The organism is Brevundimonas sp. ABV4_179, from assembly GCF_056311945.1.
The window spans coordinates 1,629,594-1,642,347 of record NZ_CM149976.1 but is presented as its reverse complement, the minus strand read 5'-3'; the positions used below and the strand labels follow the sequence as shown (position 1 = coordinate 1,642,347).

General features: G+C 68.4%; 10 protein-coding genes. 2 read left to right on the top strand and 8 right to left on the bottom strand.

Annotated features, from left to right (window positions below):
- Positions 1 to 117: 117 nt before the first annotated feature.
- The 7 genes from ACYX4P_RS07780 to ACYX4P_RS07750 form a co-directional block, all read right to left on the bottom strand.
- The gene (locus ACYX4P_RS07780) at positions 118 to 1,845 is read right to left on the bottom strand and encodes an alkaline phosphatase family protein (protein ID WP_248119517.1); all 1,728 of its coding nucleotides are present in this window, start codon (positions 1,843 to 1,845) and stop codon (positions 118 to 120) included.
- 85 nt (positions 1,846 to 1,930) lie between these two features.
- Positions 1,931 to 2,875: a DUF808 domain-containing protein gene (locus ACYX4P_RS07775; protein WP_248119516.1), complete on the bottom strand. Its 945-nt coding sequence runs from the start codon at positions 2,873 to 2,875 to the stop codon at positions 1,931 to 1,933.
- Between the two features lie 6 nt (positions 2,876 to 2,881).
- Positions 2,882 to 4,090: an LL-diaminopimelate aminotransferase gene (locus ACYX4P_RS07770; protein ID WP_248119515.1), complete on the bottom strand. Its 1,209-nt coding sequence runs from the start codon at positions 4,088 to 4,090 to the stop codon at positions 2,882 to 2,884.
- Between the two features lie 172 nt (positions 4,091 to 4,262).
- Positions 4,263 to 5,651 carry an oxygen-independent coproporphyrinogen III oxidase gene (gene hemN / locus ACYX4P_RS07765; RefSeq protein WP_248119514.1) on the bottom strand — a complete coding sequence of 463 codons (1,389 nt, stop codon included), beginning with the start codon at positions 5,649 to 5,651 and terminating at the stop codon, positions 4,263 to 4,265.
- A complete protein-coding gene (cydX, locus tag ACYX4P_RS07760) occupies positions 5,638 to 5,787 on the bottom strand; it encodes a cytochrome bd-I oxidase subunit CydX (RefSeq protein ID WP_248119513.1) in 150 nt (49 codons plus the stop codon). Before cydX ends, hemN begins: the two co-directional genes overlap by 14 nt.
- A 19-nt stretch (positions 5,788 to 5,806) precedes the next feature.
- Positions 5,807 to 6,955, bottom strand: coding sequence for a cytochrome d ubiquinol oxidase subunit II (gene cydB / locus ACYX4P_RS07755; RefSeq protein ID WP_248119512.1), 1,149 nt, complete (start codon positions 6,953 to 6,955; stop codon positions 5,807 to 5,809).
- A gap of 24 nt (positions 6,956 to 6,979) precedes the next feature.
- Positions 6,980 to 8,560, bottom strand: a complete 1,581-nt coding sequence (locus tag ACYX4P_RS07750) for a cytochrome ubiquinol oxidase subunit I (protein WP_248119819.1) — start codon at positions 8,558 to 8,560, stop codon at positions 6,980 to 6,982.
- 194 nt (positions 8,561 to 8,754) lie between these two features.
- On the opposite strand from ACYX4P_RS07750, the gene cydD reads away from it, so the two are divergent.
- Positions 8,755 to 10,359, top strand: coding sequence for a thiol reductant ABC exporter subunit CydD (gene cydD / locus ACYX4P_RS07745; RefSeq protein WP_248119511.1), 1,605 nt, complete (start codon positions 8,755 to 8,757; stop codon positions 10,357 to 10,359).
- Complete coding sequence (locus ACYX4P_RS07740; protein WP_248119510.1) at positions 10,356 to 11,999, top strand: amino acid ABC transporter ATP-binding/permease protein; 1,644 nt, start codon at positions 10,356 to 10,358, stop codon at positions 11,997 to 11,999. The genes cydD and ACYX4P_RS07740 overlap by 4 nt, the downstream gene beginning before the upstream one ends.
- On the opposite strand, the gene ACYX4P_RS07735 is transcribed toward ACYX4P_RS07740, so the two are convergent.
- Positions 11,996 to 12,733, bottom strand: coding sequence for a Crp/Fnr family transcriptional regulator (locus ACYX4P_RS07735; protein ID WP_248119509.1), 738 nt, complete (start codon positions 12,731 to 12,733; stop codon positions 11,996 to 11,998). The genes ACYX4P_RS07740 and ACYX4P_RS07735 overlap by 4 nt on opposite strands.
- Positions 12,734 to 12,754 lie beyond the last annotated feature (21 nt).

The window sequence follows — 12,754 nt, the reverse complement described above, 5'->3', positions numbered from 1 at the left end:
CGAATGTCACCCTTGCGGACGACATGGGCGATTTCGCCCCTTTTGCCTTTGAAACTTCCTTAGAGTAAGGCCGCCAGCCCGCCGGGAAACATGAGTTTATGACCCCGAAACAGGAGTTTATCGGGCCGGGGTCGTATCCGTCGCCGGGCAGTCCGAAACGGCGAACCCGTTCAGATCCATACAACGCCCTTCGACCTTGGGCGCGGGCACGCCCATGACGTGGGCCAGGGTCGGGGCGATGTCGATGGTGCGGATCGGCACGAACCGCTCCTCGCCATGCGCGCCCGGCCACCAGAAGATGATCGGCACGCGGCGGTCATATTCCCACGGGGTGCCGTGTCCGGCCAGGGTGCCGCCGACGCGCCCCCCCAGGTTCGCCACCTGCGCGAAGGCGATCATGATGTCGGGCGAACGCTCAGCCAGGGTCGACAGGCGCATCCGTTCGCGCACCGTCATCATCTCGGGCTGGCGGCTGTCAGGCAGCGGATCGGCCAGCAGACGGTCGCGCGTCTCCACGAAGGCGACGTCCGGCACGGCGCGCAGCATCTCGACAGCGGCCTCGGCCACCCGGGTCCGCAGCGGGTCGGGCAAGGAACGCAGTTGCTTGTCCGCCACCATCAGGCCGCTGCCGCCCATCTGCAACGGATTGTCGGCCAGGTTGAAGCGCTGGCGCAGGCTGTCGTTGATCGCCGCGATCGGCGCCAGATCGACGCGGTGCGCCTGGGGATAGCCGTGCTGATGCAGGCGTTCGACAAAGTCCGACCCGCCGTGATCCGCCGTCAGGACCACCAGCGCGCCGCCCGGAACCTGAGACAGCTTGTCGAGGAAGGCGCCCAGCGCCGCATCCAGACGATACATCTGTTCGCACATCTCCGGCCCTTGGGTGCCGTACATATGGCCGATGCGGTCGGTGGCGGACAGGCTGACGCCCAGCATGTCGGTCGTGCCCCCCTGCCCCAGACGCTGGCTGTCCAGCAGATATTCAGCCGCCTTCAGCGTCTGTTCGTCCAGCAGGGGCGAGGTGTCGAACTTCAGACCCGCAGGCGGCAGGACCGAATGGAAGGTCTGGCCGCGAATGGTCCAGTCGCCCGCCAGCGCACGGCATTCTTCGCGCTGATAGTCCCAGGTCACCGGGTTCGCCGCCATCCAGGCCTTGAAGCCGGTGTTGAAGGCCGCCACCGGCGCCAGCTTCGCCTCGGCCGTCTGGCCCGGCTCGACATAGGTGGTCAGGCCAAACCCGTCGGTGAACCAGAAGGCCTGGCCCTGATGCCCCGCCAGATTGATGGCGCCGCGATCCTTGCCCGACACGGCCATGACCTTGCTGTCCGGGCTGACGGCCTTCAGCCAGTCGCCGACGGTGGTGACGCCCAGTTGGTCAGGCCCAACCGGGCCGTTGTCGGTGTCGTCACGCCCATGCGCCAGATGGTTCTGCGGCGCGGCCAGGCAATAAATTTCCTTGCCTGTCTTCGTGTCGATCCAGTCGTTGGCCGGGATGCCCGTCTCGGTCGGATGCATCCCCGTCAGAACGGTCGAGTGGCCGGGGCAGGTCTCGGTCAGGCCGTGGGTCTGATAGCCGTTGGTGGACACCAGACCCTGATCGGCCATGCGGCGCAGACCGCCCGCGTAGCGGCTGCGGTACTGGTTGAACAGATTGGCGCTGAACTGATCGACTACGATGGTCACGATCAGCTTGGGCGGCGTCAGGGCCGCCGCTGACGCCTGGGGCGCGGGGCGATTAGGCGCGGCGACCTGTGCGTTGGCGACGCCCGTCATCGACAGAGCGGCCAGCACGGCCAGGGCGGCCTTGCGCGACAGGGACCGGGCCCAGGGCTTGATCGACGACATGGCAGGACACTCCAAAGACAGGCAGGCGGCCTCTAACGGCTGCGGATTGCATCTGCATGACAGGCGCCGAGGGACAGGCTCGGCCCTAATGCGATTCCTTGCCGCGCAGGCGAGCGATCTGATGGACGATCAGCACGACCAGACCGCCGACGATCAGACCGACCACCGACGACGCGACAGCCGTCGTCAGCCACCCCGTCACCGGCCCCAGCGGTCCTGTCGCCGCCGCGACCGCGTGCGACAGATGTTCCAGCGGCGCGGCGGGCCAGTGCAGGCCCAGCGTATGGGAACCGTGGACCAGGATGCCGCCGCCGACCCAAAGCATGGCCGCCGTGCCGATCACGGACAGGGCGCTCATCACCACCGGCATCCCCTTGACCAGACCTCGGCCCAGGCCGCGCACCCCGCCGTTGTCGCGGCGCGCCAGGACCAGGCCGATGTCATCCATCTTCACGATCAGGCCGACCGCGCCATAGACGACGATGGTCATGGCCACCCCGACCACCACCAGCACGGCCGCCTGGGTCAGGATCGGCTGGGCGGCCACGTCGGCCAAGGCGATGGCCATTATCTCGGCCGACAGGATCAGATCGGTCCGCACCGCGCCCGAGACGGTGGTCTTCTCCAGCGCGGCGGCGTCGCCCGTCTGGACCGCCGCCTCGTCATGGCCGCCATGCCCCATGGCCTCCAGCAACTTCTCGGCGCCCTCGAAACACAGGTAGGTTCCGCCGCACATCAGGATGGGCGTGATGGCCCAGGGCGCGAAGGCGCTGAGCAGCAGGGCCGCCGGCAGGATGAGGATCAGCTTGTTGCGGAACGACCCCAGGGCGATCTTGCCGATGATCGGCAGTTCGCGGCTGGGCGACAGGCCGGTGACATAGCGCGGCGTCACCGCCGCATCGTCCACCACCACCCCCGCCGCCTTGGTCGAGGCCTTGCCGGCGGCCGCACCGACATCGTCCAGCGAGGCGGCGGCCAGTTTGGCGATGCCGGCGACATCGTCCAGCAGCGCGATCAGTCCTGAGGGCATGGTTGATCAGTCTTCCCGGCTGGGCGGCACATTGACGCCCTGCGATTTCAGATAGGCCTTCACGTTGCGCGCCGCCTGCCGGATGCGCTGCTCGTTCTCGACCATGGCGATGCGCACGAAGCCCTCGCCATTCTCGCCATAGCCGACGCCCGCCGCCACCGCGACCTTGGCGTGGGTCAGCAGTTGCTTGGAAAACTCCAGGCTGCCCAGATGCTTCAGCGCCGGCGGCAGCGGCGCCCAGGCGAACATGGAGGCGGCGGGCTTGGGAATGTCCCAGCCCGCACGGCCGAAACTGTCGATCAACACGTCGCGACGGCGGTGATAAAGCTGGCGGTTCTGCTCGACGATGTCCTGCGGCCCGTTCAGCGCCGCGCAGGCCGCCGCCTGGATGGGCGTGAAGGCGCCATAGTCCAGATACGACTTCACCCGCGACATGGCCGCGATCAGCTTCTTGTTGCCGACCGCGAAGCCGATGCGCCAGCCCGCCATGCTGTAGGTCTTGGACAGGGAGGTGAACTCGATCGCCACGTCCTTGGCGCCCGGGACCTGCAGGATCGAGACCGTCGGCTTGCCGTCGTAATACAGCTCCGAATAGGCCAGGTCGCTGATGATCCACAGGTCGTTGGCCTTGGCGAAGTCCACGACCCGCTCATAGAAGGCCAGATCGACCGTCTCGGCCGTCGGGTTCGACGGGTAGTTCATCACCAGGATCTTGGGCCGGGGCACGGTGAAGGCCATGGCCCGCTCCAGCGCCTCGAAATATTTCTCGTCCGGCGTCGTCGGCACGCTGCGGATCGCGGCTCCGGCGATGATGAAGCCGAAGGTGTGGATCGGATAGGACGGATTGGGCGCCAGGATCACGTCGCCCGGCTCGGTGATGGCGGTGGCCAGGCTGGCCAGACCTTCCTTGGAGCCCATGGTGACGATGACCTCGCTCTCGGGGTCGACGTCGACTCCGAAGCGGCGGCCGTAATAGTTGGCCTGGGCGCGACGCAGACCGGGAATGCCCTTGGACTGCGAATAGCCGTGGGCGTCGGGCTTCCTGGCGACTTCGATCAGCTTGTCGATGACGTGCTGAGGCGGCGGCAGATCCGGGTTGCCCATGCCCAGGTCGATCACATCCTCGCCCGCTGCGCGTGCGGCCGCTCGCATCGCATTGGTCTCGGCGATGACATAGGGCGGCAACCGCTTCATGCGGTAGAATTCTTCGGACATGACTGGCTCGTCGTTCGGGGTGTGGGCCTATGAATGGCCTGCCAAGCGATTAGCGCGCCTGCGACCACCCGCACCAGCGCGAAAGGCGGTTTTTGCCTCTGATTACGACGAAATCCCCAGCCGCGCGCACGATGCGCGCCGAAAGCGCGCCCCACCCGCTCCGATCCGAGCGTCAGACCACCCGCGCATGACGGTTGGCGATCGCGACGGCGGCCGGGTCGAAGGCGGCGCACACGGCGCGAACGAACGGACGGCCAAGCGCCGTGACACTCAATCGCTGGCCGTCGATCTCGATCAGCTCGTCCTCGGCGAACCGTTCCAGGATGGTCCAGGCGCCCGCGACGCTTGCGACGGGGCGGTCATGGCGCGCGGCGACCTCGGCTACATCGACAGCGAAGTCGCACATCAACCGCTCGATAATCGCGCCCACGAACACGTCCTGCGCGCTCAGCGCCACGCCCCGCGCCGCCGCAAGACGGCCTGCGGAGACGGCGGCCCGCCACTCCCGCTCCAGCGACAGGTTCTGGACATAGCCGTCCGGCGTGCGGCTGATCGACGAGACGCCCAGTCCGATCAGAACGGGCGCCTGGTCGGTGGTGTAGCCCTGGAAGTTGCGACGCAGCTGGCCGCTGCGTTGCGCCGCCGCCAGCCCGTCGTGCGGCAGGGCGAAATGATCCAGGCCGATCGGCGTCCAGCCCTTGCCGGCCAGATAGCGCGCGGCCGCCTGGCTCTGCAGGAAACGCAAGGGCGCGTCGGGCAGCTCGGCGTCCTTGATCAGCTTCTGATGCGGCTTCATCCACGGCACATGGGCATAGCCGAACAGGGCGATCCGCTCTGGCCGCAGGGTCGTGACCACCCCCAGGGTTGTCACGACGTGTTCCGCCGTCTGGCGCGGCAGGCCGTACATCAGGTCCAGGTTCAGCGAAACGAGGCCCTGAGCGCGCAAGGCCTGGGCCGCCCAGCGGATGGTCTCGAACCGTTCGGGCCGGTTGACCGCCGCCTGCACATCCGGCGACAGGTCCTGCACCCCCAGACTGGCGCGGGTCAGGCCGATCCGCCCCGCCGCCTCGACCCATTCCGGCGTCAGCACTTCGGGGTCCAGTTCGGCGGCGATCTCGAAACAGTCGCCCAGATCGAACCGGGCGGCCAGACCGGAGAACAGCCGCTCCAGGTCAGCGGGCGCCAGCATATTGGGCGTGCCCCCGCCGAGATGGATCGAGCCCACCCTAACGGGCCGCCCGATCCGCTCCAGCACCAGATCGGCTTCGCGCAGCAGCAGGTCGACATAGCTGGCGATGACGCTTTCGCGGTTCACCGCCCGAGTGTTGCACCCGCAATACCAGCACAGCCGCTTGCAGAACGGGATGTGCAGGTAAAGCGACACCGCTTGGTCCAGCGGCGCGCGCGTCAGCCAGCCGCCCCATTGCTCGGCCCCGACGGCGGGCGTGAACTGCGCCGCCGTCGGATAGGAGGTGTAGCGCGGCGCATTGGCGTCGTAGCGCGCGATCAGATCGGCGGTCGACGCGACCGGCGATGCGACGGCGGGACTAGAGAGGAACATCGCCCTCTTTCGATGCATCAGGCGTGGACAGACCGGCGTCGCCTTCGTCGAAAAGGTGGAACTCGTGCCACAGGCCGTTCAGCACGCCGAAGCCGACCGCCAGGCCAAGCCCCAGGATCCAGGAAAAAAACCACATGGTCGTGCGCTCCTAAGGCTCAGTACAGGTCCGGGTTGGTCTTCAGGGCGGCGGTCGAGGTCCGGCCCCACAGCACGCGATAGACCCAGGTCGTGTAGATCAGGATCAACGGCAGGAAGATCACCGTCACGATCAGCATGATGAACAGGGTCAGGTGGCTGGACGAGGCGTTCCACACCGTCAGGCTGGACTGCGGATTGACCGAACTGGGCAGGATGAACGGGAACATCGACAGGCCGACGGTGGAGATGATGCCGACCGCCGACAGTGACGATCCGCCGAACGCCATACCGGCCGATCGACGCCACATCCCGATCAGGCCCATCACGGCGCCCAGGAAGCCCAGGGCCGGCGCGATCAGCATCCACGGATAGCGGCCGTAATTGTCCAGCCATGCGCCGGGCGCGGCCTCGACGGTCGTGCGCAGCGGGTTGGAGAAGCCGTTGATGTCCAGTGCGCCAGTGATCCGGTAGCCCATACCGCCGAAGGCGACATACAAACCGCCCGCCGCGAACAACACCAGGGCCAGGATGCCGGCGACGGTTCCGAAGGTGCGGGCGCGGTCCAGCACCGGCCCCTGCTCGGCCTTGACCGACAGCCAGGCCGCGCCGTGCAGCACCAGCATGGCCGCCGACAACAGGCCGGCGATCAGGCTGAAGGGCGTGAAGAGGCCCAGCAGGCTGCCGTCGTAGAAGGACCGGAGATCGCCATCCAAGTGGAAGGGCGCGCCCAAGAGGACGTTGCCCACCGCGACCCCGAACACCAGGGCCGGAACGAAGCCGCCGATGAACAGGCACCAGTCCCAGAACGACCGCCATTGCGGCGATGTCCGCTTGGACCGGTACTTGAACGACACCGGCCGCAGGATCAGCGCGGACAGCACCAGGAACATGGCCAGGTAGAAGCCAGAGAAGCTGACCGCATAGACGAAGGGCCAGGCGGCGAAGATGGCGCCGCCGCCCAGGATGAACCACACCTGGTTGCCTTCCCAGGTGGCGCCGACGGTGTTGATCACCATGCGCCGCTCCTCGTCGGTCTTGGCGACGAAGGGCAGAAGGGCGCCGACGCCCAGGTCGAAGCCGTCGGTCAGGGCGAAGGCGATCAGAAGAACGCCCAGCAGTCCCCACCAGATCAGGCGGAGCGTGGCGAAGTCGAGGGGAAGATCCATTGTCGGATGTCCTAAGGTCTTGGGTCAGGCCACGGCGGGCGCGGGAACGCGCTCGGCCGGCGCTTCGGGGCTGGGCTCGCCGAACGTCTCCTGTTCGTGGAACGGCCCCTTCTTGATGGCGAACAGCATCAGCCGCACCTCGACCACCGCCAGCGCGCCATACAGCAGGATGAAGCCGACGATGGTGGCCCACAGCTGCGGCACGGTTAGCGACGAGGCGCCGAGGAAGGTGGGCAGCACGCCTTCCACCGCCCAGGGCTGGCGACCGAACTCGGCCAGAATCCACCCGAATTCGATGGCGATCCACGGCAGGGGAATGGCCAGGACGGCCAGGCGCAGGAACCACTTCGTGTGATGCTTGCGCAGGGTGCACAGCACGAAGGCCGTCCCGAACAAGGCGATCATGAACATTCCGACGCCGGCCATGATGCGGAAGCTCCAGAACAGGGCCGGCACGTTCGGCACCGTCTCCCACGCCGCCTGCTTGATCAGTTCGGGCGAGGCCATGCGCGGATCGGCGACATGGCGTTTCAGCAGCAGGCCGTAGCCCAGGTCGCGGCGATGGGTCTCGAACACGCCGCGCGCGACGGGATCGGCCGGGTCAGCCTTGACCTTCTCCAGCGCATCATAGGCGACGACGCCGGATTCGATGCGGTCCTCGGCCGTGGCGACCAGTTCGAAAATGCCTTCGACCGGCTTGTCGATCGTGCGGGTGGCGATCAAGCCCATGACCCACGGCACGTGGACGCCGAAGTGGGTCTCGCGGTCCTTCATCGAGGGAATGCCGATCAGGGTCAGACCCGCCGGCGCCGGCTCGGTGTGCCACATGGCCTCCAGCGCGGCCAACTTCATCTTCTGGTTATCGGTCAGGGCATAGCCGGACTGGTCGCCCAGCACGACGACCGACAGCGACGCCGCCAGACCGAAGGCCGAAGCCACCGTCATCGACCGCTTGGCGAAACCGACGTGCTTACCGCGCAACAGATAGAAGGCCGACACGCCCAGCACGAAGACCGAGGCGCAGACATAACCGGCGCTGACGGTGTGAACGAACTTGGCCTGGGCCACCGGGTTGAACAACACGGCCATGAAGTCCGTGACCTCCATCCGCATGGTGTCGGGATTGAAAGCGGCGCCGACCGGGTTCTGCATCCAGCCGTTGGCGATCAGGATCCACAGGGCCGACAGGTTGGTGCCCAGCGCGACCATGAAGGTGACGAACAGGTGCGCGTGCGGTTTCAGCTTGTCCCAGCCGAAGAACATCAATCCGACGAACGTCGCCTCCAGGAAGAAGGCCATGAGCCCTTCGATGGCCAGAGGCGCGCCGAAGATGTCGCCGACATAGTGGCTGTAATAGCTCCAGTTCATGCCGAACTGGAACTCCATGGTGATGCCGGTCGCGACGCCCAGCACGAAGTTGATGCCGAACAGCACGCCCCAAAAACGGGTGATGGTCCGCCAGATGGGCCGGCGAGTCATCACATAGATCGACTCCATGATGACCAGCATGAACGACAGCCCCAGCGTCAGGGGCACGAAAAGGAAGTGATAAAGGGCCGTCAGCGCAAACTGCAGCCGGGACAGGTCGACGACCGCGAGGTCGATCATGGCTTTGCTCCGTCACGCCAGTCCGGTCGCCGGCGTTTGGATGGCCCTAGAAGCACGCCCGGCTGGTCGCCTTGATCTCGATCAAAGCGCCCCCGCGACGGCCGACCTATTGGACGGTTCGTCCTTGGACATTCCGCCCAACGGCGTTTTGTCCAGAGGCGCCGCGCGCCGGGACGTGCTGGAGTTCGCCGATGACCACCCTGTCGCCCGACGCCGTCGCGCCTGCCGCCTGGCTGAAGGCCGCCGGTCGGCCCTGGCGCAGACTGGCGATGCTGGCCGGGGTGTTGACCGTGGCGGATGTCGCGCCCGCCGTCGGCTTCGCCGCCGGCCTGGCCCTGACTATCTCAAACTTCGAGGCCGGCCCGGCCGCCGCCGCGCCCTGGCTGGCGCTGGCCGTCCTCAGCCTGGTGGCGCGCGCCCTGATCGGCCAGGTCGCCGTCGTCGTCGGCGCGCGGCTCGGTCGGGCGGTCAAGACCCAGGTGCGCGGTCGGTTGCTGGCGGATCTGTTCGGACGAGGCGTGCGGTCCAACGACCGCCTGACGGCCTTGGTCGAGGGCGTCGGCGCGCTGGACGGCTATTTCGCCCGGTTCACGCCGTTACGCCTGGCGGCCGGCCTGTCGCCCCTGCTGTTGATCGCGGCGGCGGCCGTCGCCAGCCCCGTCGCCGCGGGCGTGCTGCTGTTCACACTGTTCCCCTTCATCGTCGGCATGGCTCTGGCTGGCACGGCGGCGGCGGGCGAAAGTCGACGCCAGTTCCAGGCGCTGGAGCGGCTGTCGGGCCTGTTCGTCGACCGCATCCGCACCCTGCCCGCCATCCTGGCCTTCGACGCCACAGCGTCGACCGTCGACCGGATCGCCCAAGCGTCGGACGAGTTGGAGCGCCGCACCGCGCGCGTCATGCGCATCGCCTTCCTGTCGTCCGGCGTGCTGGAGTTCTTTTCGGCCCTGTCTGTGGCCCTGATCGCCGTCTATTGCGGGTTCAACCTGCTGCGGCTTCTGCCCTTCCCCGTGCCGGAAGCGCTAGACCTGCCGCGCGCCTTCTTCGTGCTGGCCCTCGCGCCCGAGGTCTATCAGCCGCTGCGCCGCCTGGCCGCCGCCTATCACGACCGCCGGGCCGCCGAGGCCGCCGCTCCCTCGCTGGTCACGCCGCCGTCGGTCCAGCGTTCGCACGCCGCGCTGGGCGACCTGGCCCCGGCCATCCGGTTCCGGGACGTCGCCATCGCCTACGACGGCCGCGCGCCTGTCGTTCGCGACTTTGACCTGGACGTCGCGCCGGGCCAGATCGTGGCGCTGATGGGGGCCAGCGGTGCGGGCAAATCCAGCATCCTGCATCTGCTGCTGGGCCTGTCGCCCCTGACCAACGGGGAGGTCGAGATCGGCGCGGCCCGGCTGAGCGTGGACGGCGACGTCGCCGGCCGCATCGCCTGGGCCAGCCAGCAGCCCGTCGTCGTGCCGGGCGACCTGGCCCACAACATCGCCCTGGCCGATCCCGCCAGCTGCCCCGGCCGGGTGGCGATGGCGGCGCGCACCGCCGGCCTGTCGGGCGATCTGGCCCGCCGCATCGACGAGCGCGGCGGCGGCCTGTCGGGCGGCGAACGTCGTCGTCTGGGTCTGGCCCGCGCGCTTTTGAAACGCGCGCCCATTCTCCTGCTTGACGAGCCGACCGCCAATCTGGACCCCGCCTCCGAACAGGCCATGATCGCCGTCATCGCCAAGGCCGCGCGCGGTCGCACCACCCTGATCGCCACCCATTCGGCCGCCGTCGCGGCCCTGGCCGACCGCGTGGTGCGGCTGTGAGCCGGCGGACGCAGATCGGGCGGCTGATTGCGGCCCAGACGCAGGAACAGCGCGCACGCCTGCGGCTGGCCGCCGCCGCCGGGGCGGTGGTTACGGTCTCGGCGGTCTGCCTGTTGGGCCTGTCGGGCTGGTTCATCACCGGAGCCGCCTTCGCCGGGGCGGCGGGCGCGGCGGCGGCCCAGAGCTTCAACTATATGATGCCCAGCGCCATCATCCGCCTGTTGGCTATCCTGCGCACCGGGGGGCGATATGTCGAACGGGTGGCGGGTCACGAGGCGGCGCTGAAGGCCCTGGCCCGACTGCGGCCGCAACTGTTTCACGCCATCGCCGAGGGTCCGCCCGAAGCGGCGCTGAGCCTGTCGTCCGGCGAGATGTCTGCCCGCCTGGTTCAGGACGTGGATGCGGTGCAGACCCTGTTCGTGCGCCGCTCCGTCCCCGTCAGCCTGGGCGCCGGGGCCGCCGCCGCCATCGTTCTGGCCAGCCTGGCGACGCCCTGGGCGGGCCTGGCCCTGTTCGCAGCCATGGCCGTCGCCTGCATCGGCGGCGTCGTGATCGCGCGCCGTTTAGCCGAGCCGGCGGGGCGCGCGGTCCAGGTCGCGGTGGGCGTGCTGAAGGACCGCCTGGCCGCGCTGGAGGCCGTCACGCCCGAGTTGAAAGCCTATGGGCTGGAAGGCTGGGCCGCCGAGCAGGCGGCGACGGCGGCGGCCGATCATGACCAGGCCCAGGTCGCCTTGACCCAGGCCGCCGGCTGGATGGCGGCGTGGCAGGCCGTGACGGTCGCCCTCGCCGTCGCTCTAGTCCTGCCGGCCAGCGCGGGGGCCGCCCTGCCGCTGACGGCCCTGGCCGCGCTGGCCGCCATCATGGGGATCGAGGCTGCCGGCGGCCTGGTCGCCGCCCTGCATCAGAACGGCGCCGCCGGCCAGGCTCTGTCGCGGCTGGATGCGCTCTTGCCCGCTGAGGATCAGAGTCGGACCCGCGCGCCGCAGGGCGACGCCATCTTCCTGATGGGCGCGGGCGATCCGCTTTCGCCGCCGCAACGGCTGGGCCTGACGGGCCCGTCCGGCGTCGGCAAGACCACCCTGATCGAGCGGCTGATCGGCCTGCGCCCTGCGCTGAGCGGCGAGTTGGGTATCGGCGGCGTCGACGTCGCCGAGATCGCGCCTCGTGATCGCCGCGCCCTGTTCGCCTATGCGGCTCAGGACGTGCGGCTGTTGGACGGATCGGTGCGTGAGAACCTGACCTTGGCCGGGTCGGCCGAAGAGGCGGCGATGTGGCGAGCCCTGGACGACGCGGGCCTCGGCCAGCGCATCCGCGACGAGCCCCTGGGCCTTGACGCGCCCATCGGATCGAACGGTGAGCGACTGTCGGGCGGCGAACGTCGCCGGCTGAACCTGGCGCGCGCCTATCTGCGCGACGCCGCCTGGCTGGTGCTGGACGAACCGACAGAGGGGCTGGACGCCGCGACCGAAGCCCATGTCCTGACGGCGCTTCAGGCCCGGCTGGCCGAGCGCGGCCAGGGCCTGATCCTGATCAGCCATCGCGCCTCGCCGATGGCCCTCTGCCCTCGCACGGTCCGCATCGACGGCCTGGAGACCGATGGCCGGGTCCGACTGGCGTCAGCGAAGCGGAACGCCGCCTAGATCTCGCCGTCGGCCAGTTCCTGCAGACGATCCGGGCGTTCCACCTCGATCTCGTGCAGCGACAGGGCCTGAATGACCTGGGCGTTCTTCAGCTTGGTCAGCTCGCGGCTGACCGTCTCGATGGTCAGGCCCAGATAGTCGGCCATTTCCGCCCGCGTCATGGGCAGGCGCACCCGGTTGTCGCGCGACGGCCGCATGGGATCGCGTCCCGGCAGGTCCAGCAGGAAAGAGGCCAGACGCTCCCTGGCCGTCTTGCGCCCCAGAAGCAGCATCTGCTTCTGCGCCGCCGCCAGTTCGTTCATCGCCCGATCCAGCAGCGCCGCCTCCAGCGCGGGACGCGACCGAACCGCCGCCTGATAGTCGGTCTTTCGAAACCGACACGCGGTGGTCGGCTCGATCGCCTCGGCTGAAAACCCATACTCGTCGCCCGCCGCCAGCCCGATGAAGTCTCCGGCGAACAGGAAACCGATGATCTGACGCCGCCCATCGGCCAGCAGCTTGTACAGCCGCACCGAACCGGAGGTGATGTTGAACACGCTGTTCGCCGGATCGCCTTCGCGGACCAGCACCGCATCGGCCTGCAGAGAAAGCTGTTCGGCTATGGCGTCCAGAACCGCCATGTCCTCGGGGTTCAGGCTGGCGCAGACGCTGAACGGCCGCGCGCCGCAGGTGTCGCATACCGCGCTCTGGCGCCGTTCCAGGCACGCGTTCGACAGGGATCGGACTTCCAACATCAGGCCTCACGTTCGGTTGAA